Annotated in this window: 20 protein-coding genes and 1 other RNA gene; 9 read left to right on the top strand and 12 right to left on the bottom strand. The window is 41.3% G+C overall.

Annotation, left to right across the window (positions count from 1 at the left end):
• Positions 1-174: 174 nt before the first annotated feature.
• The gene (locus tag ACWATR_RS03825) at positions 175-981 is read right to left on the bottom strand and encodes a hypothetical protein (RefSeq protein ID WP_460329670.1); all 807 of its coding nucleotides are present in this window, start codon (positions 979-981) and stop codon (positions 175-177) included.
• A gap of 333 nt (positions 982-1,314) precedes the next feature.
• Positions 1,315-3,987, bottom strand: coding sequence for a beta strand repeat-containing protein (locus ACWATR_RS03820; protein WP_460329668.1), 2,673 nt, complete (start codon positions 3,985-3,987; stop codon positions 1,315-1,317).
• 706 nt (positions 3,988-4,693) lie between these two features.
• Here ACWATR_RS03820 and ACWATR_RS03815 point away from each other — a divergent pair.
• Together ACWATR_RS03815 and ACWATR_RS03810 are read left to right on the top strand one after the other, a co-directional pair.
• Positions 4,694-4,927, top strand: a complete 234-nt coding sequence (locus ACWATR_RS03815; protein ID WP_069072733.1) for a hypothetical protein — start codon at positions 4,694-4,696, stop codon at positions 4,925-4,927.
• Positions 4,920-5,201, top strand: coding sequence for a hypothetical protein (locus ACWATR_RS03810; protein WP_460329665.1), 282 nt, complete (start codon positions 4,920-4,922; stop codon positions 5,199-5,201). Before ACWATR_RS03815 ends, ACWATR_RS03810 begins: the two co-directional genes overlap by 8 nt.
• Before the next feature lie 305 nt (positions 5,202-5,506).
• Here the strand turns inward: ACWATR_RS03810 and ACWATR_RS03805 are convergent, their stop codons facing one another.
• Positions 5,507-6,724, bottom strand: coding sequence for a glycosyltransferase family 4 protein (locus tag ACWATR_RS03805; RefSeq protein WP_460329663.1), 1,218 nt, complete (start codon positions 6,722-6,724; stop codon positions 5,507-5,509).
• A 289-nt stretch (positions 6,725-7,013) separates the two neighbouring features.
• Between ACWATR_RS03805 and ACWATR_RS03800 the strand changes: the two genes are divergently transcribed.
• Positions 7,014-7,874, top strand: coding sequence for a uroporphyrinogen-III synthase (locus ACWATR_RS03800; RefSeq protein WP_460329661.1), 861 nt, complete (start codon positions 7,014-7,016; stop codon positions 7,872-7,874).
• 146 nt (positions 7,875-8,020) lie between these two features.
• Entirely contained in the window at positions 8,021-8,320 is a 300-nt protein-coding gene (locus ACWATR_RS03795) for a 2Fe-2S iron-sulfur cluster-binding protein (RefSeq protein ID WP_181931376.1), read from the top strand.
• A 49-nt stretch (positions 8,321-8,369) separates the two neighbouring features.
• Here the strand turns inward: ACWATR_RS03795 and ACWATR_RS03790 are convergent, their stop codons facing one another.
• Entirely contained in the window at positions 8,370-8,531 is a 162-nt protein-coding gene (locus ACWATR_RS03790) for a hypothetical protein (protein ID WP_460329659.1), read from the bottom strand.
• Between the two features lie 375 nt (positions 8,532-8,906).
• Positions 8,907-15,992: an AAA family ATPase gene (locus ACWATR_RS03785; RefSeq protein ID WP_460329657.1), complete on the bottom strand. Its 7,086-nt coding sequence runs from the start codon at positions 15,990-15,992 to the stop codon at positions 8,907-8,909.
• 184 nt (positions 15,993-16,176) lie between these two features.
• Between ACWATR_RS03785 and ACWATR_RS03780 the strand changes: the two genes are divergently transcribed.
• Entirely contained in the window at positions 16,177-16,917 is a 741-nt protein-coding gene (locus tag ACWATR_RS03780; protein WP_460329655.1) for a cytochrome c biogenesis protein CcdA, read from the top strand.
• A gap of 30 nt (positions 16,918-16,947) precedes the next feature.
• Positions 16,948-18,348, top strand: coding sequence for a cytochrome c biogenesis protein (locus ACWATR_RS03775; RefSeq protein ID WP_460329653.1), 1,401 nt, complete (start codon positions 16,948-16,950; stop codon positions 18,346-18,348).
• A 75-nt stretch (positions 18,349-18,423) separates the two neighbouring features.
• Here the strand turns inward: ACWATR_RS03775 and queF are convergent, their stop codons facing one another.
• From queF to ACWATR_RS03745, 6 genes are all read right to left on the bottom strand, one after another.
• Positions 18,424-18,837, bottom strand: coding sequence for a preQ(1) synthase (gene queF, locus ACWATR_RS03770; RefSeq protein ID WP_460329651.1), 414 nt, complete (start codon positions 18,835-18,837; stop codon positions 18,424-18,426).
• A 79-nt stretch (positions 18,838-18,916) separates the two neighbouring features.
• On the bottom strand, positions 18,917-19,318 hold the full coding sequence (locus ACWATR_RS03765; protein WP_069072742.1) for a hypothetical protein: 402 nt from the start codon (positions 19,316-19,318) through the stop codon (positions 18,917-18,919).
• 156 nt (positions 19,319-19,474) lie between these two features.
• Positions 19,475-19,861, bottom strand: coding sequence for a phasin family protein (locus ACWATR_RS03760; protein ID WP_181931381.1), 387 nt, complete (start codon positions 19,859-19,861; stop codon positions 19,475-19,477).
• Between the two features lie 25 nt (positions 19,862-19,886).
• An RNA gene (gene ffs, locus ACWATR_RS03755) (signal recognition particle sRNA small type) lies at positions 19,887-19,983 on the bottom strand.
• 37 nt (positions 19,984-20,020) lie between these two features.
• Complete coding sequence (locus ACWATR_RS03750; RefSeq protein ID WP_069072744.1) at positions 20,021-20,287, bottom strand: YciI family protein; 267 nt, start codon at positions 20,285-20,287, stop codon at positions 20,021-20,023.
• 174 nt (positions 20,288-20,461) lie between these two features.
• Positions 20,462-20,893, bottom strand: a complete 432-nt coding sequence (locus ACWATR_RS03745) for a hypothetical protein (protein WP_460329648.1) — start codon at positions 20,891-20,893, stop codon at positions 20,462-20,464.
• A gap of 120 nt (positions 20,894-21,013) precedes the next feature.
• Here ACWATR_RS03745 and ACWATR_RS03740 point away from each other — a divergent pair, with 120 nt between their 5' ends.
• The gene (locus ACWATR_RS03740; RefSeq protein ID WP_460329646.1) at positions 21,014-22,864 is read left to right on the top strand and encodes a S8 family peptidase; all 1,851 of its coding nucleotides are present in this window, start codon (positions 21,014-21,016) and stop codon (positions 22,862-22,864) included.
• Between the two features lie 148 nt (positions 22,865-23,012).
• Positions 23,013-23,246, top strand: a complete 234-nt coding sequence (locus ACWATR_RS03735; RefSeq protein ID WP_181931385.1) for a hypothetical protein — start codon at positions 23,013-23,015, stop codon at positions 23,244-23,246.
• Here the strand turns inward: ACWATR_RS03735 and ACWATR_RS03730 are convergent.
• Complete coding sequence (locus ACWATR_RS03730; protein WP_181931386.1) at positions 23,233-23,556, bottom strand: thioredoxin family protein; 324 nt, start codon at positions 23,554-23,556, stop codon at positions 23,233-23,235. The two genes, ACWATR_RS03735 and ACWATR_RS03730, sit on opposite strands and share 14 nt — an antisense overlap.
• 644 nt (positions 23,557-24,200) lie before the next feature.
• Between ACWATR_RS03730 and ACWATR_RS03725 the strand changes: the two genes are divergently transcribed.
• Positions 24,201-26,726: an AAA-type ATPase lid domain-containing protein gene (locus ACWATR_RS03725; RefSeq protein ID WP_460329643.1), complete on the top strand. Its 2,526-nt coding sequence runs from the start codon at positions 24,201-24,203 to the stop codon at positions 26,724-26,726.
• The last annotated feature ends 54 nt before the right edge of the window (positions 26,727-26,780 follow it).

The following is a 26,780-nucleotide window of genomic DNA, read 5'->3' as shown; positions in this document are numbered from 1 at the left end:
AGTATATGGAACTTACGTGCTTATATATATAAGTTTGAGTATAGGAATCATCTCTGCTTGTTGAACAATATTTTAGATAAAACCTTGATAAAATCGGATTTTTAGTCTTAGCATATTTTCAACAATCAAATCAGACTCCTATATTTATGAAATCTCTAACTTATGAAATAAAAGCTATTTAGACATTGTGGAAGTGCCAAGGCGTCGGCGTCTTTTTAAAAAAGCACTTGAAACACCAAAAGCTAATACAGCCCAGGTATAAGTCGGTTCGGGAATTGCAATAATACTTAACTGATTAATGGCCAAGCCGTATTGTGGAGCAGAACTACTAAAAACAATTCGTGAGATGTTTGGAGTGTCACTACGAATCCCCAAGAACACTGCTGAATTATCTAATGCTAGCGACGAAGTACTCAGAACAGAGAAACTACCCAACAGATTATTGGCATTATCAAAAGCGTTAATAAAAGTTTCAACTTCCAAATTACTAACGTCTACAGCTATCTGAGTACCAGCACCAAAAACAGGCTGGTCAAAACTAATGCTAAAAGGCCCACCGTTCCCCAAAGTACCAGGATCAGGAGTACCAGGAGGAAGAGGGATAAAACCTGTTGGATCTATACCTCCGAAAAGAATAAAATCTCCTTGGGCGAAGTTAGTCCGAATACCAGGAGGAGGTAAAGTTTGAAAGACAAACGGTGGAGTAATCTGAGGATTATTAGTTGGAGCTATATTTATATCCAACCCTAAACCATCCTGAGATATTGTTGAGAAAGAGTTAGGTAAAAAAGCAGAAAAATCAGGAGATACAGGATTAAAGACTTTACCTAAACTTAACCAATCCACTTCATCATTCCCAGCTAAATCAGTACGCTCATTTACTAAAAATGTAGCTGCTTTAGCTGGTAACGGAAGAAAAGTTATTATAGCTGTAATTGCTGGTAAATATTTGACAGTAAACTTAAACAACTGATTGATCATACAATGACACAGAGCTTACTTTTGAATTAGTTAAAAAAAATAATATCATCAAAATGCAAAAATTAAACACTAAAGTAAGGCAATGTAATGCCAATCTTCAAGAAGATTAAACAAGTACTATGCTTAATGTTTATGTTGCAAAAACTAGTTGATAGCTAGCTGTTAATAGTTGACAATCTAACATCATTTTTGCAACACAGGTTTAGCCTGGTTAATACACAAGTAATTATGTATCTACCACACTCAATTTGTTATTGATTCATTACTAGTCAGTATTTCCATAACAAATTTAAAAAGCTTTAAGTTGTCATTGAGTTATGACTAGTAATAGTTTTAGACTAACTGAATACTCAAATCGGATGAGAGATTTTCAAGGAAGGCGAACTGAGTTCCTTGGAAAGACAAATTACCGTTAGTATTGTCGTAAGAAAAGTCACTGAGGCTAGTAGTACCAAACCCTGTTTTAGAAACTTGGATTACGTCACTTTGACCAAAATTGTAATCTTTGATGGTGTCAAGACCGTCCTTGAGGCTGTTGAAGATAAACTTATCTGCACCGAAACCACCGCTAAGAACATCATTACCTTCTCCACCAATGATGGAGTCATTACCAAAGCCAGCGGAGATAGTGTCATTACCATCTTTACCTTCTAACCGGTTATTTTGGCTATCGCCAGTAATGCTGTCACTTGCATTTGTACCAATGAGATTATCAAAGTTGAGTACATTAAATGTTATTGTCCCTAGACTAGGAACGTTAAGAGCAGAGATAGTTTGCTCCTGTAGGTTAGCGATGACAGATACCCCAGCAAGAGATTGGGAGGAATCTATGGTGTTATTGGCAACACTAGCATCAGCAATAACCGTTTCTACTTTCAAAACTTGGTCTGTTCCAAATCCACCAGCTTTGGTAATTGTCCCTACACCTGATAGGGTGATGGCTCTACCCAGTCTGCTGTAGTCTGCGGTATCCGTACCATCTCCACCATCAATGCTGTCATTGCCTCGACTGCCCTTGAAGGTATCATCGCCTGCACCACCGAACAATGTGTCATTGCCCAGTCCACCATCAATACTGTCATTACCACCTCTACCATCAATCAGGTCATCACCAGCAAGACCAGTTAATTGGTTATTTTGGCTATCGCCCTTCAGGGTGTCATTGTTAATTGTGCCGATGACATTGACAAAGTTGACTACATTAAATGTTAATGTTCCTAAATTAGGAACATTAAGGGCAGAGATAGTTTGGGCTTGTAGGTCAGCATCGGCAGGTACTCCAAGTAAAGATTGAGATGCATCTATAGTGTTGTTGGCAACACTGGCATCAGCAATCACCCTTTCTACTTGAAAAACTGTGTCTGTTCCAAAACCACCAGCTTTTTCAACTGTCCCTACACCTGACAAGGTGATACGTCTACCTAAGCTGCTGTAGTCTACAGTATCAAAGCCCTTTCCACCATTGATGCTGTCGTTACCTCGACTGCCCTTAAATGTGTCATTACCAGCAAGACCAGTTAATTTATTACTTTGGCTATCACCAGCAATGAAGTCACTTTCATTTGTACCGATGACATCATCAAAGTTGACTACAGTAAATGGCAATGTCCCCAGACCAGGAACGTTATTGGCTGTCAAAGTTTGGCTTTGTAGATTAACCGTGATCGATACACCAGCTAAAGATGCGGAAGCATCTATGGTGTTGTTAGCAACACTAGCATCAGCAATAATCTTTTCTACTTGAGATAGAGTGTCTTGACCCAATCCGCCAGCTTTTTTAACTGTCCCTACTTCTGAGAGAGTAATGGTTTGACCCAGCTTGCTGTAGTCTACGGTATCCGTACCAACTCCACCATTAATGCTGTCGTTACCCTGACTACCCTTAATGATGTCATTACCTGCACCACCTAACAAAGTGTCACGTCCTTGTCCACCGTCAATTAGGTCGTCGCCACCTCTACCATCAATCAGGTCATTACCAGTTAGACCAGTTAATTGGTTCTTTTGTCCGTCGCCCTTCAGGGTGTCATTGTTAATTGTGCCGATGACATTATCAAAGTTGACTACATTAAATGTTAATGTTCCCAAACCAGGAACGTTAAGGGCAGAGATAGTTTGGGCTTGTAGGTCAGCATTGGCAGCTACACCAGCTAAAGATGCGGAAGCATCTATAGTGTTGTTGGCAACGCTAGCATCAGCAATTACCTTTTCTACTTGAAAAAGTTGGTCTTTTCCGAGACCATCAGCTTTAGTAACTGTTCCTACTCCTGAGAGAGTAATGGTTTTACCTAATTTGCTGTAGTCTGCGGTATCCGTACCATCTCCACCATCAATGCTGTCGTCACCTTGACCACCTTTAAAGGTGTCATCACCTGCACCACCGAACAATGTGTCATTGCCCAGTCCACCATCAATACTGTCATTACCACCTCTACCATCAATCAGGTCATTACCAGCAAGACCTGTTAATTGGTTATTTTGGCTATCGCCCTTCAGGGTGTCATTGTTAATTGTGCCGATGACATTATCAAAGTTGACTACGTTAAATGTTAATGTTCCTAAGCCAGGAACATTGAGGGCAGAGATAGTTTGGGCTTGTAGGTCAGCATCGGCAGGTACTCCAGACAAAGATTGAGATGCATCTATAGTGTTGTTGGCAACAGTGACATCTGCAATTACTTTTTCTACTTGAAAGAGTTGGTCTTTTCCGAAACCGCCAGCTTTTTCAACAGTCCCTACACCTGACAAGGTGACACGTCTACCTAAGCTACCGTAGTCTGCGGTATCCTCACCATCTGCGCCATTGATGCTGTCGTCACCTCGACTGCCCTTAAATGTGTCATTACCGCCATTCCCAGCCAACGTATCATTACCATCACCACCATCAATGAGGTCATTTCCAAGACCACCAGAGATATTGTCATCGCCTCCACGACCAGAAATTTGATCGTCACTACTAGTACCCACCAAAAAGTCATTGTTAGGAGTACCAACAATAATGGACATAATATATAACCTTTATAGTCTTGCAGATCAAGTTTGCCTGAGCAATGTAATACTCGCATGTTACATTCACTGGAATTATGAATTTATGATGAAATATACTTCAACATAAGTAATGGTCTTTTATATATCTGACCAGAGAAAAATGGTCTTGTTTACTAAAATAAATTATTGAAATTTGTTAAAGAAACTAAAAATACGGGTATTCTGTGCCATAAATTTTATAAAACAATGAAATATAAGACTTATACACTACAAATTCATTGTGATTTTAAGTAAAGAGAATAGGTTGTTTTGCTTTTTTAAAGTATTCATTAATAGTAAATAGACCATCAATACTTTTCGGATAAACCCAAGAATCTCTCTTTTCGTCTGGGGAAAGGTTAATGGGCTTGCGGGTAAAGGTAAATTTAAACCCTTTCCCCTTTAACTAAAAAGTATTGAATAGACCATGCTGTAAGGGCACAGCAATATTTATAAGGCTGTAGTAAGATTTATTACTATTTTTACATAATTATACGTATTAAGGTAAGGTTCGCACTTAGATCAAAATTACCTAGCTTTCAGCCTAGTTTGCATAACTTCCGATACATTACCGCAAATGCGCTGATATTTTAATTTCCCTTCTTCATAAATTCCGCAAAAACACCGTTACGCTATTTGTCCTTGTGATCAAAACTGAGAGCATCCAGTTTATGAGGGCGTGTTTATGACCAACCCTGTAAAGACGGTTATCCAAGTCAATCTGGAGATGGCTCTAGAAGTAGCTCAAGAATTGGAGCAGGCTCCATACACTCAACTCAGTACTTATTGTTTAGAGATTTTACGGGAGATAGGATGTCCTGGTACTGAACTCCCAGTTAACTTACAAACTCGCGATCAGCAGCTAAACTTTATCACAGGCTTTGCATCTTATGCTTTTGGGGAGGTACAAAGTGTATAAAACATTAATTGAAGATATATTTTATGATTCGGAAGGGACAGAAGAAACTACTTTTCCTGCCACAGATGAAGATTTATTAATTTTAACAGAAAAATTTTTAGGGTTTGAAATTCCCTCAAAGGTTTTCTTGCAAGCTATAGCCATTGCTGATTACGACGGTGCAGCGGCTTTTCGCTACGTTGATAATTATTTGATTACTCTCAAGAACAAGAAGAAGTGTAAGCAGCAGAAATTACTTGTGTTAGGTTATTCGACTAAGTTTGACAATAATTGACGTGCTTATTCACCGACTAACTAACAACCAATACGATTTAGATAAGATAATTTGCACGACAGATGTAGAGACGTTGCATTGCAACGTCTCTACAGATATTTGTCCCACATCGATAAGATAGAACAATCCTAAATGAGTTGTGAAAATGCGCGATGTCCAGATCCCCGACTTCTTCGAGAAGTCGGGGATCTAATTTTTCACGAATGATTTAGGATTGCTATAGAACAATTAGAATTTATCTAAAGTTAGTGGTGGGTATTTGTTAGACCAAGGATTTTTATGTATGTGCTAATTACGAATTAGTATTACTCTCTCCCAAGACAAACTTGTTCATAGCTTTTACCTGCAATATCCCAAGTGAATTCTGTTTCTACCAGTTGTCTGCCGTTGTGAGACAATTCTGAACGCAGATGTGGGCGATCAAAGAGTTGACTAATAGCGGTGATGTACTCTGCTGGTTTATTTGCTCGTAATGCTCGTAATATATGACTAGCAGCATCTACGGCTAATCCTTCTAAACCGCGATCGCTAGCTACTACAGGTATACCAGCTGCCATTGCCTCTAAAGTTTTATTTTTAATGCCAAAGCCAGTCCGCATCGGGACAACGCAGATGGTGGCTTGATGTAAATATTCTGCCATTGAAGGTACACGCCCAAGCACATTAATCCCTGGCTTTTTATTAAGTGCTAAAACTTCTGGCACCGGATGAGAACCGACAATATCGAAAGTTGTATCAGGATACAATTTTTGGATTTCTGGTAAGACTTCGTTGCTGAAAAAGCAGACAGCATCAATGTTTGCTAAATTATCCATTGCACCGATAAAAATTAAGCGATGTCCTCCGGGATCTGTGGTGCGCTTGGGGAAAGAAACTAAATCTACGCCATTGGGAATAACTGTAATCTCACTATTGGGGTTAAATTCTTGTAGTTGAATTTTATCTTCTTCTGTTGTCGCGACAATTGCCGAAAATTTAGCACAGTAGTTTTGCTCATAACGACGCAAAAGTGGCAGATTAATTTTGTCTCGGAGGGAATTTTCCGAAATGCCGGTTGCTAGTTGGTTACGACAGGTAGCGTAAACAGAACTATGAACATTAACTATGGTTTTTAGCTGTTTCTGAAAATGTGGCTGCACATAAATTTCATTGACGCTATGTTCGCAGGTAATCACATCACATTTCCCCGCTTCCACCCAGTTATCAACCCAGGTTTGCATCTCAGCTGAGTAACGATTGAGTACGCTTGGTGGTGTTCCCTGTTGCAAAAATCTACCAAATCGTTGTATTTTCTGGAATATTCCGGTGGTTTGAGAATCTGGCGGACGTTCAAAAATGGCTAGATGATCCACACAATCGCGTAGTCCTGCTACTTCTGCGTCTGTAACATCCCCCTCCCGTTGAGTCGCGAGGGTAACATTATGGTTTTGACTCAAGTACTTAAGTAAATTAAATGTCCTGACTTGGGTTCCCCCGCGCGTTGGTGGGTAGGGAAAGGTGGAAGATAGCATTAAAATGTTCATACAAGTAATGAATCAAATGTAATATGTACACCATGACCTCATTAGAGGCTGTATGTCATCATTTGATTTATTAAAAAGAATTCAGGAGTCAGAATTCAGGAGCGGAGCCGGAGACGTTTCCGTTAGCTCCGGTCAGAATCAAGACGCTCCAGGATGAGCTAATGCTACGCTATCGTGGACTTGCTAACGCTGCGCTATCCACCACTCGTACAAAATTCATTCTGTTAGCGGATAGCTAAGGTTTAGCCCATTCTGACTCCTGACCCATGAATTCTGTTCCGGTAAACAAATGCACACCCAATCAAGAGAAATTAACCTGCTGACTCCATCTAGAGAGTTACCTCTATATGGGAAGAGAATTTTAGTAACAGCGCCGAGAAATTATGCTTATAGGTTGTCTGAACAAATCATCAAGAAAGGTGGTTTACCTGTTTTCATGCCTACTATCGAAACCTGCTATTTATCAAACTACACTGAGTTAGATGCTGCTTTAGATCACATAGACGAATTTGATTGGATTGTCTTCACCAGTAGAAATGGGATCGCTGCATTTTTTCACCGCATGAATGATTTAGATATTCCCATCTCTGTGGTGCAAAAATGTCACTTATGTGCTTTAGGAAAAGATGCAGAAAGCTTATTGTCTTTTTGTGGCAAGGTGGATTTAATTCCAGCAGAATCTAGCCCAGCCGGAATTGTGGCTGAATTAGCAAAACTTCCGCAAATTCAAGATAAAAAAGTGCTGATACCTGCTCCAGAAGTGGTTGGTTTGCCTGAACCTGATGTTGTACCCAATTTAATTACGGATTTGCAGAAATTGGGTATAGAAGTAACTCGTGTGCCTACCTATATCACGCAGGGTTTAGACAAAAGTATCTACGGTATTGAATTAAACCTGATACGTCAAGGAATTATTGATGTAATTGCCTTTAGTAGCACAGCGGAAGTAGAAAGCTTTTTGACAATGGTCAATTCGCCAAGCGATTATGAAAGTTGCATTATTGCATGTTTTGGCCCTTATACAACTGCTAATGCGCGAAAGTTGGGTATGAATGTCTCTATCGTGTCTAGGGATTATAGTTCATTTGAGGGATTTGCTGAAGCGATGTCTACGACGGGCTACGCCTACACAGCATTTTTTCCTCTGTGATTTTGATGTGGAGCTTTTGATATATATAAACTAGACCCACTAACCGTTTGAGAATCTAAAACAGTTAACCATAATCAACTCTAGACTAGCAGCACATAAACCCGTAGTATCAAAAATGGAGTTTATATTGAGTTAGGATTTTTTACATGGCAACTTACAAAGTTACATTACGTACCCCAGACGGCGAAAAAGTAATTGAAGTCCCTGAAGATGAATACATTCTAGAGATCGCTAACGAGGAATATGAGCTAGACTTGCCCTATTCCTGTAACGCTGGTTCTTGTTCTACCTGCACCGGAAAGCTGATTTCAGGTGAAATTGACCAAGATGATCAGAACTTCTTAGACAACGATCAAATTGACGCAGGATGGGTTCTCACCTGCGTGGCCAAGCCCCTTTCTGATTGTGTAATCGAAACCCATCAAGAGGAAGCGCTTAACGCTTAACTAAGAAATGTGGATTTAATAAAGAGCAAGTTTTGTAGGGAAGGCAGAATCAGCGGTGGCTACTCTGCGGTTTTTCCGAAAAGAGTACCACCCTTAGCGCAGCATCTCGTAGAGAAGCAGACGCATCAAAAAGCATCATAACTGCCGTTGTGTTAGTGATGAATTTCCGTAAGACATCTAAAATCTGAGGTAGTGCCGTACTGTCGGCCATCACACACCTTACTTGATTTAAAATTTTGCACTTTCCTAAAAAATCTCTATAGGCTAAGTAATTCACACTAGAAAGCGCTCCCCTTTTGGAGAGCGCTTTTTATTTAGTTTATATAGTGCTTCGCAGTTGAGTCCAATTAAGCTAAAACACATCTAATTCAATACTTTTCGGTTAAGGGGAAAAGGGGAATGGGAAAGGGAAAAGAAAAAACCTTTAACCCTTACCCTTTAACCTTTTCCCCAAACCCGATTCCGAGTTAAAAGTGCTTAACCGAGAAGTATTGACATCTAATTTGCATATTAAAATTTTCTCAATACCTTGTAAGGTGGGCATCTTGCCCGCCCTGATTATGCAACTTGAATGCTGATTAGCTTACTACAAACTTTTACTTAATGATGTTATCGCCTTCACCAATTCTTCTGGATCTACAGGCTTAGAGATATGCTGTTGAAATCCGACAGCGATCGCTTGCTGATGATCCATCTCACCAGCATAAGCAGTTAAAGCGATCGCTGGAATAGTCCCGCCTTGCTCTGGTTCCAGACTCCTGATCTGTCGCATCAGCATATAACCGTCCATTTCTGGCATCCCAATATCGCTGACAATTATATTTGGCTGGGATTGACTCAGTGCAGTTAAAGCTTCAAAGGCTGAGGCGACAGCTGTAACAGTTGCACCATATTGTTCCAGCATAAAAGGCAAAAACTCTCGCATATCTGCATCATCATCCACCACGAGAATCTCTAAGCCAGATAGGGGAAAGGACTGAGCCGCCACAACTGCGGAATTATCTTTTGCATCCTTGATTCCCTTGCTTTCATCCTGTATGCATGGAAGTCTGACGGTGAAAGTTGCTCCTCTAGCTTCGCCGAGACTTTCTGCTTGCACAGTTCCCCCGTGAAGTTCTACGAGATGATGGACGATCGCTAATCCTAAACCTAAACCGCCAAATTTTCGAGTTGTAGCACCATCAGCTTGACGGAAATAATCAAAAACATAAGGTAAGAAATCAGGTGCAATTCCCTTCCCTGTATCAGTTACACGGATTTGTACCTGTGAGCCAACTTGCTCTAATTTAATTTTTACTTCTCCTCCAGTAGGAGTAAATTTAATCGCATTGGAAAGAATATTCCAAAAGACTTGTTGCAATCGATTAGCATCCCCTAAAACTTTCCCGATACCAGATTCAATACTTCTGTGAATCTGGATAGATTTAGCCTCTGCTGATAAACGCACAGTCTCGATCGCAGCTTCAATCACTGATACCAAATTAATCTGGCCGAAGTTGAGATTAAGTTTACCTTGAAGGATGCGGGAGACATCAAGCAAATCTTCAATTAATTGGGTTTGTAACTTGGCGTTGCGCTCAATAGTTTCGAGGGCGCGATCGCTTGTTGCTTGATCAAGCTTGCGACTCCGCATCAGTTTTGCCCAACCCAGAATCGGGTTAAGTGGTGTTCTCAATTCATGAGACAGCACCGCTAAAAATTCATCTTTGATGCGGTTTGCAGATTCAGCAGCGCTTCGTGCCGTTTGTTCAGCTTCATAGAGATGGGCACGAGCGATCGCTTGGGCGCATTGTTGAGCCACAGCCAAGAGAAACGCTTGATCTTCCTCACTTAGTTGTTGAGGTTGGGCAAATCCCACACTTATACCTCCAACTGCCAAACCCTCTACCATTAATGGAATAGAAATCCAGGCTTTAAAGTCATATTGGGCATATATTTGGGATAAATGTGGGTAACGAGCAACCCGATTTTCTGTTGGTTGTGCCCAAATAGCTTTCCCAGTTCGTACAGCTTCTGCTAAGGGAGAAGGTGAATCGATGGCAAAATGACGCCAACTATCCACCAAATCTTGTTTATAACCAACCGCACGCACAATTTCCAGTTCAGTTTTACTTTCATTCACCAAGGCGACGAGGGCAGAAGTGGCTCCCAAGGCAGCCATGCTCTGCTCTACAATCACTTCAGATACTTGGGCTGGTGTCAGGGATTCTGAAAGGGCAGCTGTGATGGATTGGAGACGGGCAATGCGTTCTAGGGCTAGTTCTGCTGTTTTTTGTGCTTGCTGCGCTTCTTGGTAAAGGCGGGCATTATCGATGGCGATCGCAGCTCGATGGGCAACATCTTCCGCTAGTGACAAGTCAGCCGTGCTGTAACGACGTTCTGATTCAGCAGTAAAAAAGGAAATTGCACCAAAAATTCTTTCACGTGCCACTAAGGGTAAGATTATACATGACTTTAAACCAAGTTCACGCACAATTCTTAGATGTTCTGCGTCTAAGATGTATTTTAGTAAAGCCGCATCTGGAATTTCAGTTACCATTTCAGCAATTCCTGTACGCAGCACTTTAGGCACACCTTGAGGTTCATCCAACTTTCTGGGATAACGTTGATAAAGTTCCCAACCGAGCTTCACTTTCTCTGGATCTCGGTGAGCAACTGCTACCCGATTAATTAATTGGTTATCTTGCAACAGATCAACGGCACACCAATCGGCCAAGTAAGGCACCACCAGGTTAGCCACACTTGCTAACGTACTTTCGTAATCAAGAGAAGAGGCGAGGGTTGCACTGACTTGAGCCAAAAACGTTGCTCTTTGCTGATCGGCTTCTGCTTCCTGTCGGGCGGTTTGCTCTTGAATTAGTTGGATACGTTTGGCTTCAGATTGTTTGCGATCGGTGATATCAAGCACAATACCACTCATGTGTGTGGCAATACCCGCATCGTCAAAAAAGGCTTTTCCCCGACAGGCTAAGTAACGAATACTGCCGTCATCCCAAATAATTCGATATTCTAAATCATGCTCCAAGCCTTCGTTAATCGCTTGACTTAAGGATTGAGCTAGGAATTCTCGATCATCTGGATGCAGACGAGCTAAAATCGCTTCAGAAGTGCCAGCAAAGGTTTCCGGCGTCAACCCAAATAGTTGATAAATCTGCTCATCCCAGTCAAAGCGATCGCTGGCGATATCCCAACTCCAAACACCGATTTGAGCAGATTTTAACGCCAGGTTGAGTTGTGCTTGGCTATTTTCCAAACCTTGATAAAGACGAGCATTTTCTAGAGAAATAGCAATTTGAACCGTCAAAATTTCCAGTACAGAAAGTTTGTCCTGTGTGAAGGCACTGGAGATTAAATTATTTTCTAAATATAAAATCCCAAGTAATTTTGATTGACGAGCGATCGGCAAACAAAGTACAGATTTAGGTTGCTTTTGAATTATATACTCGTCTTTTGAAAACAGATTTTGCTCAGTGGCATTCTGCAAAATCACTATTTCTTGAGTGCGCTGAACATAATTCAGTATTGATTGAGGAATAACTTGTGAAATTTCACTCTCTAATACAAGTCGAGAAACATTGAGCTTTTCTGCTTGGGGATTAACCTTCGCTTCTACTTCAATCACCATATTTTGCTCGTGTTCTAGCAATAAATAACCGATTTCTGCTCCTGCTTGCTCGACGACAATTTGCATTAATGTCTTCAACAACCGCGAAAAAACAATTTCACTAGATATAGTTTGAGAGGCTTTAACTATTGACAAAAAGTCTAAATGCTCACCTGTGGTAATAAACGTTCCATCAGAGACAAGCTGTTGTTGTGGCAATAGTTGAGGATAGGATTCTTCTAAGTGCTTGACTTTAGCAAATGCCTCCCAACGCATATAAGTATTTTTAGCTACTTCTAAGTATGTTTTGGCAATTAATTCAAACTCTCGCTCAAAATAAAAGTTAGCAGCTAGCTCATTAGCTAAAGCTTCATATTGTACAAATCCCTGCTCACGAGTTGAAGTAATTGATTGCTCATACAGGCGCATTGCTTCCAAATCCCGACCTTCAATTCGAGCTATTTCAGCAGCTACTAATTGAGATTTATGTAAAAAGTTTTCAGGGCCGTGTTTAGCCCAATATTGCAATTGTTGCTGATGTGATTCTAGGGTTTGTAAAAACAGTTTTTGCTCTTGAGAAGAGACTATTGGATAAAGAGCCGTTAGACTTAATGAGTAATATAAAACATAATCTGTTTCAATTGGTAATGCCAGTGTCGTAACTGGAAAATTGGATAATTTTAAGGCACAATTAAGAGCCTCTATATACTGTCGATATGTAAAAAAGATAATTAATTTGATAATGTGATAGAAAATAATTCCACTAACAAACCCTGCATCTGTAATAATAGATAAAGCGCGTGATTCATCAAAACTATCATCACTTAGAGTCAGATTTTGGTGAGTTAGTCCGCGCAGATTCATCAGTAGCATCTGCTGTAGTCTGATTGTCTGATATACAGCCTCATGTTTAGACTGGCGGGCAAATGCGGTGTATTTTTCTAGAGATTTGTATGTCTCTGAAAGTGGATAGCCTAACTGGATAATTTGCCACGATCCTTGATAACCGTTGTAGTTTGCCATCGTCACATCACCTGCTTCTACACAGCCAATAAATCCCCGCTCTAAAAAGGGAATATCGGTGGCAATATGGTTACACCAAACGTTGATATGACTTCCATGAATATGTAGAACAACTCCTCTAAGCTTCAAATCATGCAACTTTTCATTTAATTGAATTGTCATCTCAGAAAATGCGTAGCCTGTAGGAATATCATGGAAAATAGAAACTAACAACATGGCATACATGCTGTAAGCAAAACAAGAATCTTCTGTATTACCAAACTTGAGTGAGTAGTTGACTGCTTTGAGTACTACTAAAGGAAAAATATCAGGTCTACCGAGATAAGTAGGTGGCCCCAAAGTTGTCAACAAACTAATGACTGTTTTAATATTAGGGTCTTGAATTAGTGGAGCATCAATTAAATCAGAAACTTGTCTATTATCTAGATTGGTTAATACCTGGTTTTTTTCAACTGCGATCGCACCTTGTATTTGCTCATTTGAATCAGGAAATATCACACCAAAAATTTTTAAAGCTGCTAATCCCAATATCAACGCCTCTTCATACCTACCTGCAACTTGGTAGAGTCGGATTTGTAATATATAAATATTAGCTTTTTCAATAGATGAGTTTGCTTTAATCAATAGTAGTTTAAATAATTCTTCTGCTTGTTCTAAATTGCCTGTTAAGAATTCACACTCAGCTAGCTCTCTAAATAAAATAAATGTTTGTTCATATTGTTCAATCCAAGCATTCTCACCTAAAAGATGCATGGCAACACTAAAAAATTTTTTAGCAGGAGTATAGGCTGTAGATGCTTTTGCTTTTTTACCAGCAATTAAATTCAATCGTACTAATTCATCTTTTTCTGTTTGCTCAACAATTATATCTACCGCGAGATTGAGTTGATTGACCAAATCAAAAATTTGCTCATTCACTTGTTCATAACTAGCATTCTTCAGCAAAAGCTGCCCAATTTTCAAATGCACTGCCGACTTGAATTCATCAGCAATTAAGGCATAAGCCGCTTGTTGAACTCGGTCATGGTAGAAACGATAGTTTTTTTGGGTACTTTCATCTGACTCTATAGGGATAATTAATCCTCTTAAAATTGCTTCAACAAGTGCATTTGCTGTTCCTTCAATAGATTGTTCCCCAACAAGTGCTAAAACTTCTAAATCAAAGCGATTACCAATACAAGAGGCTAACTTCAGCACTTGTTGAGTCGCAAGTGGAAGTTTTTGCATCCGCTCAATCATTAGATTGACAATATTATCTGTAATACCTTGGGCTTCAATTTCAGCTAGTTTCCATTGCCAAACACCATCTTGGTGATTAAAGTTCAGCAGATTTTCTTGATGTAATATTTTGAGAAATTCATTGACAAAGAAGGGATTTCCGTCAGTTTTTTGGATAATCAATTGGGCAAGAGTTTCTACTTGTTCTGCTGAACTATGTAAGGTATCAGCAATTAACTGATTGACATAGATAGGATTCAACGGTGTAAGCAGAATTTCAGTCGTTCTTGCTCCATACTGGCGAACCTTCTCTATCATCAAATTGAAGGGATGTACAACATCAATTTCATTATCTCGATACGCCAAAATGAAGCAGAGATACTGGATACTAGAGCCAGTAATAATAGTTTGAATTAAATTCAAAGTAGCGGTGTCCGCCCACTGCATATCATCTAAAAAAACAGTGAGTGGATGCTCTTTTTGAGCAAAGATGCTGATAAATTTTTGAAACACCAAATTGAATCGATTTTTAGATTCGGCAGGCCCCAACTCTGGTATATGAGGCTGTTTTCCAACGATTAGTTCAACTTCTGGAATTACATCTGTGATTAGTTTGCCATTGTTCCCTAATGCTGCTTGTATTTGCTTTTTCCAGGTAGCAAGTTGATCTTCAGGTTCAGTTAAAATTTGTCGAGCTAATGTTTGAAAAGCTTGAACAATTGTGGAATAAGGAATATCTCGTTTATACTGATCAAACTTACCAGAGATAAAAACCCCGCGTTCTCTAACAATAGGCTTGTGAATCTCCTTCACAAGAGTTGATTTACCAACGCCAGCATAGCCAGAAACTAGGACAAGTTCTGGTTTGCCTTGATTCACTACTCGCTCAAATGCTTGTAAAAGCTTGGCAATCTCTAGTTCTCGTCCATACAATTTTTGAGGAATTTGAAAGCGCTCTGAGATATCTTGTTCACCCAAAACAAAGGATTGAATTTGTCCAGTTGTCTCCAATTGCTTTAAGCATTTTTCCAAATCAAGTTGTAAACCTAAAGCACTCTGATACCTCTGTTCTGCAACCTTCGACAGCAATTTCATGATGATGTCACAAAGTATTTGAGGAATATCAGAGTTTAGCTTTTTTGGAGATAGTGGAGATTTGGCAATATGACAATGCACCCACTCTAAGGGGTCTTTACCTTGAAATGGTAGCTGACCTGTGAGCATCTCATAAAAGGTAACTCCTAGTGAATACAAATCGCTGCGATGGTCAATTCCTCGATTCATCCGCCCAGTTTGTTCAGGTGATAAATAAGGTAAACTGCCTTCAATGCAACTGGAACTGCTAACTATTTGCTGCTGGTATGGAATGAAGGCAGCAATTCCAAAATCGGAAATTTTTACCTGATTAGTTTCGAGGTTAATTAAAATGTTTTGCGGCTTAATATCCTTGTGGACAATGTGATGAGTGTGGATTTGTGCGAGTTTGCTAGTGATTTCAATAGCAATCTTCAGAAATTGAATAGGCTGTTGAAATTGGTATAGGAACTGGTCGAGCGATCGCGCCTCAAAATCCTCCATAATTAAATAAGGGATTCCCTGGTGTATCTCTAAGGCGTAAGCTTTGACTGCTGCTGTGGTGTTTAACCTTTTAGCGATCGCATATTCGTGTTTGAGTTGTTCAATATTATTGGGTGTGCACTGTTCTGGACGTAGCCCTTTGATGATTACCGGACACTGATCTTTAACCTTAATTCCCCGGTATATGACTGCTTTTACCCCTGCTTTTAACAAAGTGACAATTTGAAATCCGGGTAATGCAATCATCATGCCAAATACTCCAGCCGTGCTTCTTCAGGGATAATCCAAGCTTAATTATTGTATTTTAGATACATTTCCTTGGGCAGATGAAATTTAGATGATATCAGATTGGGATAACCACTTCTGCTGACTCAGAAAGCAAAAATAGGCTAAAATTCAAGCAGAGTAAGCATTTCCCGCTCAGAGACTCCCCATGTTTGATAACCTGCAAACCCAAATTTACCAACTAGAACAATTTGCCAACAGCCTCGTTTCTAACCAACTGACACACCTTAGCGTGGTGAGTGTTGGTATCATCTTTGCCGCTGGCTTGCTCACCAGTCTCACACCCTGTATGCTTTCTATGCTGCCAATTACCATTGGTTACATCGGCGGTTATGAAGCCAAAAGCCGCCTGCAAGCAGCTGCCCAATCAACTTGGTTTGCTTTCGGATTAGCAACTACATTGGCAGGATTGGGTATTATAGCAGGGTTAGTAGGAAAAGTCTATGGTCAAGTGGGAATTGGTTTGCCGATTATCGTCAGCATTATCGCCATTCTCATGGGGCTGAACTTATTAGAAGCACTACCTCTACAATTTCCATCCTTGGGTGAAACCAATTGGATTTCGCCAGATTTACCAGCCGGATTGCGTTCCTATTTGCTGGGACTGACTTTTGGTTTAGTCGCATCCCCTTGTAGCACGCCTGTTTTAGCTAGCTTGTTAAGTTGGATTGCTAGTACACAAGACCTCATTTTAGGCGCTGTTTTGCTACTTTCTTACACAGCCGGTTATGTAACGCCGTTGATTTTGGCGGGTACTTTTACAGCTTCAATTAAAAAGTTACTGGAATTGCGTCGCTGGTCTGGTTGGATTAACCCAGTTAGTGGGGCACTATTGGTAGGATTCGGTGTATTTTCCTTAATTTCTCGGATTCCCCTTGGCAGTTTTTAATATCAATACCTGTATTAGCTTTTACACATAATGACTTTAGAAGATTCAGCGTCCAAAGAATTAAAATGGTGGGCACTACCTGGGAAGTTCTTACGCCAAGAGCTTTTGCCTATACTGACTAACTTACGACTAGCGATCGCACTACTGCTATTGATTGCGATCTTTAGCTCCACCGGTACTGTAATCGAGCAAGGTCAATCACCCGCATTTTACCAAGCCAACTACCCAGAACATCCAGCTTTATTTGGTTTCCTAACTTGGAAGGTAATTCAGGTAGTTGGATTAGACCATGTGTATCGTACCTGGTGGTTTCTGGCATTACTCATCTTATTTGGTACTAGCTTAACTGCTTGTTCTTTTACCCGTCAGTTACCAGCCTTAAAAGCTGCCCAGCGCTGGAAATATTACGAAGAACCACGGCAATTTCAAAAGTTAGCTTTGAGTGCAGAACTAGATCATGGTTCCCTAGATTCCTTAAACCAGATATTACAGAAACACCGCTATAAAATTTTTCCAGATCAAGAAAAAGCAAATCTCCTCTACGCCCGCAAGGGAATAGTTGGACGCATCGGCCCAATTATCGTTCATATTGGCATCGTCGCTATTTTGCTAGGGGGAATTTGGGGGGCGATGACTGGGTTTCTGGCTCAAGAAATGGTTGCCAGTGGCGATACATTTAAAGTGACAAATATTGTCGATGCTGGCCCTTTAGCAGCAGCCCAAGTCCCGAAAGATTGGTCTGTGCGCGTCAATCGTTTTTGGATTGACTACACACCATCTGGTGGCATTGATCAATTTTATTCGGATATGTCTGTCTTGGATAATCAGGGAAAGGAAGTTGACCATAAGAAAATTTTTGTCAACGAACCTCTGCGCTATCATGGCGTAACTTTCTATCAAACTGATTGGGGAATTGCAGGTGTTCGCGTCCAATTTAACAATAGCCCCATTTTTCAGCTACCGATGGCGCAATTGAACACCAACGGTAACGGGCGCATTTGGGGAACTTGGGTTCCAACTAAACCGGATTTGAGTGAGGGTGTCTCCCTATTAGCGAAAGACTTGCAAGGGATGGTATTAATTTATGATGCCACTGGCAAACTCGTTGATACAGTCCGCGCTGGGATGTTCACCGAAATCAATGGCGTGAAGCTGAAAATTCTGGATGTCATTGGTAGCACTGGCTTACAAATTAAAGCCGATCCAGGCATCCCAATTGTTTACACAGGGTTTGGTTTGCTCATGTTGGGTGTGGTGATGAGTTACTTCTCCCACTCGCAAATATGGGCATTGCAAAAAGGCGATCGCTTATATGTTGGTGGCAAAACTAATCGCGCCCAAGTTGCTTTTGAACAAGAAGTTCTAGAAATTTTAGATCGCCTAAGTTCACAACCAAAAGGTGAGGAGAAAGAAACGGCGATTGAAGTTTAAAAGCAGAGGAACGCAAAGTAATCCTCCGCGTTCCTCTGCGATTTCCTCCGCGTCCCTTTGCGTTTAAAACTTACCTTACTTTTGGTGACGCACTTCAACCACAGTATGTACATTACCACGAGGCGTAAAATCTGCTTTCACAGCGACTTCCAACGGATCACAAGCAGCTACAAAATCATCCAAAATTTGATTAGCAGACTCTTCGTGGGAAATATAGCGATCGCGGTAACTATTAATGTAAAGCTTAAGCGCCTTCAATTCCACTACCCGTTCATCAGGTATATATGTAATGTAAATTGTCGCAAAGTCAGGATAACCGGAAAACGGACATTTACAGGTAAATTCCGGCAAAGTAATGGTAATGTCATATCGTCTACCCACACGCGGATTCGGAAAAGTAATTAGTTTACCTTCTGCAATGTCGCGTTCGCCATACTTCATTTCCTGGCTTGCTTGAGATGCACTTTCAGATAATTTATCGGTTGTCATTTGTCATTTGTCATTTGTCATTAGTTTACGTCCTTTTAGTAATTTTGTAGCTTGTTAACTCCTAACTCCTAACTCCCCCTCAATACTCTTCCTTCTGCCAATCTGGACAATTCTCATCTTCACAACCGTTGGGATGCATGGCACAAACTAACAAATTACCACCATAAACTTGACCGTGGTAATGAGTACAACCAATGCAAGCAGGATTCTTTTCGGCTGTAGGTTCAACTGAATAGGGAAAACCCGGATCTACATCTGCTACAATGTCTTCCAGTTCCCAGTAAGCCTCCAACATTGGTTCAGCCAAATCCTGTAAATACTGATCGACTTCAGTGAAAATGTTACTGTGTACTTGCTCAGTGACTTCTTCCGTTAACTCAAAAAATGCGTCTACCACTTCACCCATTCCCAGGAAGAAACGCTCTACTTCATCAGCCACCGTTTCAACGATTTCTACTAAATCTTTTTGCCACTGTTCCATAAACTTGACACCTTTGCAGGCTATAAACAGGACGCTTTGTGTTATCTGGCTTGAAGCACTAAATTACACACTAGGCAATGTATCTTATCAAGTTTCTATCCGAAGTGTCATGTCAAGTTGCCACTGATTGCTAATATTTCGATCAAAGAATACTTTTTATTGATCGCGTTGCAATCGTTTTAGCTCGTCTTGCAGGTTTAGCACTTCTTGGCGTAACTTATCTACATTCTCATCAGTTGATGCCTCTTTCACCGTTGGTTCTTCATCGTCCTCTAAAATTTCAATGCGGCGAGGTTCAGAAGGGGGTGTTGTCTCAGAGGTTTCAGCAGATGGTTGGGCTTGTTGGGCTTGCTTCATCATCTCTTCAACGAAGCGGCGGGCTTCTTCGGTGTTCATTTCGCCCTTGGCAACCATTTCATCTGCCAGTTTTTGGACTTGCGATCGCACTTGGGCTAATTTTCCCCCTGCTTTCTCACCTGCGTAAGAAGCTAATCCAACACCGAGGTAAAAAGCTTTTTGAACAATATCTCCAAAACCAGGCATTGTTGCTGACCGCTCCTAAAAATAGGGCGACCCGGAGACTACGCCTACCACAAGCCTCCCGTGTTGCTGCTACCTTCCGGTTCTGACAAGATTTGGGTGTTGCGATCGCATAGATCCAGGTCTTATAAAAGCATAGCATTAAAATCCAGTAAGTGTGTGTTATTCCATAACAATTCGCCATTCATAAAGTTGATAGGTGACGCAGCCGTGTTTCACCAACGGGTCATCAGCTACAATCGCTTCTGCTTCAGCCTTTGAGGTTGCCTCAAACAGCAACATCCCGCCTCTTTGCTCCGCCCAATAGCCTGTTCGGGCTTTGTGTCCTTTAGTAATCAAGTCCTGAATGTAGGCTTTGTGGGCAGGTACATATTGGTCAAAGGTAGGTTTATCGACTTTGCCTTCTTCAATCTTTACAAACCAAGGCATAAGCGTTTTAACTCCAGTTACAACAGATATCCTGCTTTAGTTATTACTATTTTTGAGCAGCATTTGAGTAGCTATTTAATCAAAAATCTGGGCACTCTGCCTCGATCAGGATGGCTTTGTACCCAGAAACAACAATCAGGCTATAGATTAATCATTAGGGATTCAATATAACTACTACTGTGGTTGCGATCGCAAGTCTTGTAATACTCCCTGCAAAAACTTACCCCATTCCGCCGCCAAAGGGATTTCTGTAAACGGAACCCGCACTGAGCCAGTAGATTCGGAAAATTTAAATTCTAATTCTATAGAACGACCTTTCTCTGGTGGATTCTCTACATCTACTGATTTGTCATCAACTAAAAGCTCGATTTGTTTGATATCAAGCAAAGAGAATGTTTCTAGTTTAATTGGCCCTTTAGGCGTGGGTTTTCCCCAAGTTAGATCATTACCTTTTTGACCTAATACAGAATAAATATCATACTTAGCGCGTTCAAATTGCTCTGCCCAGGCGCGATAGGCTTCAACTTTTTGATACTCCTTCGAGCCTTGCCAAGCCAACCAGAAAAACATTACTAACAGCGGTAACCACAAAAGACCACGTTCCATCGTTTAAAAAAATCCTCAGTCCTGAGTGAAACTTGTAACTAAAAGTGCAAAATCCACCAACAAGTGATGCAGATAAGTTATGGTAGTGAGCAAACTGGCAAAAAGCGGTGATGAGTTAATATGAGAAAACTTATATTATTGTGCTTGTTTGTCATTGGGCTGGGATCTGCCATATTTGGTTTCCTGAATTTTCAGGGATTGGCAGCAAAAGGAGAGTTTGAGACGATTTTGCTTGATTTTCGGGAAGATATTCCATCATCTGTGGTGGAACAGAATTTGCAAGCGATCGCCAAACAATATAACGTTACACCCCAATTAGACAACAAGTTTTCCAAAAAAGATAATGTGTATATTATCAAGGGCGATCGCCAACGGCTCCAAGAACTGAAAAAATCTCAGTTTGCCCAAGCTACAGAATTCATTGAACCAAACTATATCTACAGCAAGATTCCTCAACCAGGTGAAGCCGCTTGGCTAGGAGAATTTTTGCGACCCCAAGAAGACGAAGAAGCAAGTCCTTCATTAACTGGCCCCAATGACCAATATTACAGCAAGCAGTGGAACTTGCACAAAATCGGTATTGAAGGCGCATGGAGTCAAACCAAAGGCAGTGGCATCACAGTTGCAGTGATTGACACCGGGATTACCAAGGTTCGCGACTTGTATGAGACAAAATTCGTCAAGGGCTATGATTTTGTTAACGACCGAGAAGAAGCCACAGACGATAATGGCCACGGTACTCATGTTGCCGGAACTATTGCCCAAGCCACAAATAACAAATATGGCGTAGCTGGAATTGCTTACGAAGCCAGTCTGATGCCGCTGAAGGTACTCAGTCCTTATGGTGGTGGTACTATTGCCGATATTGCCGAAGCGATTAAATTTGCTGCTGATAAAGGCGCAGATGTGATTAATATGAGCTTGGGCGGTAGCGGTGAAAGCAAGTTGATGAAAGAAGCGATCGAGTATGCCCATAGAAAAGGTGTAGTTATTATTGCCGCTGCGGGGAATGAAAACGCTAATGGGGCAAGCTATCCAGCCAGATATCCATACGTCATAGGCGTTTCGGCAATTGGCCCAGATGGCGAAAGAGCACCCTATTCTAATTTTGGTGCAGGGGTAGATATCTCTGCTCCTGGTGGTAGTGAAGCTGGTAAGATTCTCCAAGAAACCATCGATGAAAAGGGTGAAGGTGTATTTCTGGGCTTCCAGGGTACAAGCATGGCTGCTCCCCACGTTGCTGGTGTTGCGGCATTAATCAAAGCTGCTGGCATCCAAGAACCAGATGAAATTTTAAAAGTCCTCAAGCAGTCAGCACGAGTTATTCAAGATGACGGTTTGAACTATTATGGCGCTGGACAACTCAATGCAGAAGCAGCAGTCAAACTAGCATTTAGTGGGCAAATCAGTTTCCCAGATTTCTTTCGATGGTTGCGGGATAGCGGCTATCTTAACCCAGGCTTTTGGATTGATGGTGGTGCGGTAGCACTAATACCAAAGGTTTTAATGGTAGTTGGTTCCTATCTGCTGGCTTGGTTTTTACGGGTTTACTTCCCTTTCACTTGGAGTTGGTCTTTATCTAGTGGACTAATTGCCGGCAGTTCTGGGTTATTCTTCCTCAAGGGAATCTATATTTTTGATCTTCCCCAATGGCCTTTCCGGGTTTTGGGCAGTTCAATTCCCGAACTAGGCAATACCCTCCAAGGAACTGATGCCTTGAATCCCCTATTTGCCAGCGTACTGATTCCCATTGTGTTAATGGCATTGTTGCTGGGACATCCTAGTTGGAAATGGTTTGCCATTGGTTCAACTTTAGGTGTAGCAGCGTGCTTAACTATAAGTGCGTTTTTAGATCCAGCAGTTTGGGGATTAGGAAGTGGTAACTTAGCACGTCTCTTCCTCATTGCCAATGCCCTAATTTGTTATGGACTTGTTCGTTTAGCATTGAAAAACGAAGAAAAAATTGCATAAATGGGGAATGGGGAATTGGGCATGGGGCATAGCGCATGGAGAATTAATTTTATAACTCCTAATTCCTAACTCCCTACTCCCCCACTCAGCACGGGCTAAACGCCCCGCTACCGCTAACAGCACTCAGCACTCAGCACTCAGAACTGTTATGAGCATTACACTTACAGGTACAATCGAACGCCGTGATATTGGCACAGGCGCATGGGCGTTAGTCACAGAAGAGGGTGTTACTTACGAAATCCTCAGAGGGGCTGACAAAGACTTACTCAAAGCCGGACAAAAAGCAAAAGTTAAAGGACAGGTGCGCGAGGATATCATGACTACTGCCATGATTGGCCCTGTCCTGGAGGTCAAATCTTTTGATGTAATTAGTTCTGATTAGCTGTGGAATCCAGAACCTCTTGCAGACGACTTCTAAACTCCCCTTTGGGATGACCTCCTTTTACCTCACCAACAATCTTAAATTCCCCGTCTGGAGAATTGCAGAGGATGTAAGTAGGCCATCCCATTTCTGATTTATCGGGATATTGAGTTAATAAAATCTTGCGATACTTGCGGTAAGCAGTCGTATCTTGCATCTTTACATCGATAAATTCTAAACCCAGTTCTTCTACCACCTTTTTGTCATAAAAAGACATTTTGTGGCAGATGCCGCACTCTTCTGAAGAGAACTTAATCACAGCTAAACTCATGGGTTGGTTACTCTTTGATTCTAGGCAAAGTTTTTTAGCATAATGCCATGAAATATTACCATATAGCTGGGCATTAGTGTCAACCTAAGCCTGAAACCCTACTCCGATATTTTTTCCTCCTTCGCTGCTTCTAGTAGGGAAGGTAATTTTGTCTGAGGTTCTGCCTTTAGCAGCGTGGCTGTCCTGTACTAATGCGATCAATTCTCCTAGTTAGTTAAAAGAATTTCTTTAGGGGAATTTATAAGCAATATTTTATACAAGCCTTATTTCTATAGAATATAACCATAAATATCTCCCCACAAAAAATGGCATTCATCTTCAAAGAAAACTGCGAGTTCTCCAGATACTATGTCACGCTGGTGGGCAAAAAGGCACGCTGCTATTTCTAGTTTTTTTAATAACTAAATCCGGGTCTTTGCGGGGATTATTTTTCTGTGTCTTTTTCCAACTTATATTAACCTGCTTAAACAAGTCTTAGCAGCTTTTAGCAATTCCTAAACTGGGATTTAAGTCAGTAGTAAAATTGATTGAAGATTTAAATAATGAGTGTAGTCCGATCTAAACTTCGTTCTAAATTCTGAATTATTGAACCAGCTTTCAAGGGATAATCCTTGTTATACAGCAGCCTACACGGAGAACTTAATATGACATCTCCAGAAACGGTTATATGGCTACAAGAACGCACGACTTTAGGAATTCTCTCACCTGAAGTGTTAAATGCGATCGCTCAACAAATTGAAGAACAAGTAGTGAGTGCCGAAACTGACTTAGTTAGCGAAGGCACTCCTCCAGAAGCCCTTTATATTCTTGTAGAAGGTCAACTAGAAAGCAATAGCACCAATGAAACCAACCCAGCTTTAGCTTGTGGATTCCTTCCAGGAGCAGTGATTGAACTCAAAGAATTGCTGTTGGATGAATTAACTCCATTCACAATTACTACAGTAACTGAATGTCACTTGTGGGTTGTGCCTGCTGCTAAATTTCGTGAATTAGCCACCCAATACCCCGAAATTGCTCAAGCTTTTTCGCGTCAATTGGCTCAAGAATTAGCTCAGGTTACATCTGCACTTGGCTATGAACAAGAACGTTCCGTAGCTTTGCGGCCATATTTAGTCACCAAGGCGCAACGGGGAATTGTTGGTACAAGTCGCTATGCTGTGCGGCTGCGGGAGCAAATTCGAGAAGCTGCTGCTGACAGCAAATCAGTAGATATTTTCGGTGAACCAGGGCTAGAAAAAGACAACATAGCAGCTCTCATCCACTTTGGTTCTCCAAAACGGCGAGAACCAATTATTAAAGTAAATTGTGGTATTCTTCAAACGAGCGGTGCAGATTTATTCGGTCGCGCTGGCGGCAAACCTGGATTATTGGAATGGTTAGGAGAAGGTACTCTAGTTCTCAACAACATCCAAGAATTGCCCGAAGAATTATTATCTCCCGTAACGCAGTTGCTCAAAACTGGTACGTATACCCCCGTGGCTCGTTCTGGAGAACCATTACCTGAACCTCGCCCCAGTAAAGCCAGAATTCTGATTGTTTCAGAAAAAACTCAGCCGACAATTGAACGTTCTGTTAGTCATATTATTAAAGTACCACCGCTACGGGTGCGGAAAGCCGATATTCAGACACAGGTTGAATATTATACCAGTCTCTACATTCGATCTAGAGGCGTTCCGAAACCGCACATTACCCCAGAAGCTTTGCGTCGCCTCCAGTCTTATGATTTTCCTGGCAACCTCAAAGAATTGAAAAATCTGGTTGAAAGGGCGATCGTGCAAGCTGAGGGTGCCAATGAATTAACAGAAGAAATTTTCTGGCCAGCCGAAACTAAGAAAAAACGATTTCGGGTGAATCTGTTAAATGCCTATCCTTCTTTACGGCGCTTTTTACGTAGTCCCTGGTGGCCCGATCGCATTAACTATGGTTTTACTGCAACGGCTTTTGCGATCACAGTTGCAGTATTATTTATTGGGCCACAAACCCGCGATCGCAATTTCGTATTAAATCTATTTTGGGCTTGGTGGTGGCCTTTCTTCTTATTTCTCTTTCCCTTTTTGGGTCGTGTCTGGTGTTCTGTTTGTCCCTTCATGATTTACGGGGAAATTACCCAAAAGTTATCTTTATGGCTGTGGCCTCGAAAACTCAAACGCTGGCCAAGAGAACAAGCTGAGAAATTGGGCGGATGGTTCATGTTTGGTTTGTTCTCCCTAATTTTCTTATGGGAAGAACTCTGGCATTTAGAAAATACTGCCTACCTCAGCGCTTGTTTACTATTGTTAATTACCTCTGGGGCGATGATTTTCTCGGCTCTTTTTGAGCGGCGATTTTGGTGTCGGTATCTCTGCCCCATTGGTGGGATGAATGGTTTATTTGCCAAACTATCAATGACGGAACTCCGGGCACAGCAAGGTATTTGTTCTGCTAGTTGCACAACTTATCAATGTTATAAAGGTGGACCGCAAAAGGGGGAAGGGCTGGAAACCAATGGATGTCCTCTATACTCCCACCCAGCGCAGTTAGAAGATAACCGAGATTGCGTACTGTGTATGACTTGCCTCAAAGCTTGTCCCCATCGTTCCGTTGAATTTAACTTGCGTCCCCCTGGTATTGAACTGTGGACAACTCATGTACCCCGCACTTATGAAGTAGCATTGTTGTTTTTGCTCTTGGGTGGGATATATCTACATCGCTTGCCAGAGTTGCAGTCTTGGTTGGGGTTAGAACTGGATTTAACTCAGTTTTGGCAACATTTGGGATTATCGCTGCTAGTGTTAATTATCCCAGCGATTCTTACCTTTGCGGCTTATGGCTTGCTCCAAGTGTTCAACTTTAACCGTAAGCCTCGATCATTTGTAGAGCTTGCATACGGCTACTTGCCATTAGTTTTGGGGGGAAATTTAGCTCACTATCTGCGTTTGGGCTTGGGTGAAGGCGGGCGGATTTTACCCGTCACCTTTGCTACTCTTGGTTTGAGTGGTGAACAATTGCCAATATTGGTTGCTCACCCTGCGGTGATTGCCTTCTTGCAAGGTGCAACCATAATTTTCTCAGTGTTAATGACTATATTATTAACGCAAAAGATTGCCAAGCAACCAGTGCGATCGCTCCTTTGGCAACACCTAGCTGCGATCGGGTTGGGAGTTAGTATGTGGGCAATTATCGTGTTTTGAGATTTACATCTTCCACCAGGCGGTTTCTAATCGCCTGGGGTAGGTGCAAAATGT

Source organism: Nostoc sp. UIC 10890, assembly GCF_054786515.1.
Note: the sequence above shows the minus strand (reverse complement) of the source record. Positions and strands in the feature narration are given on the sequence as shown.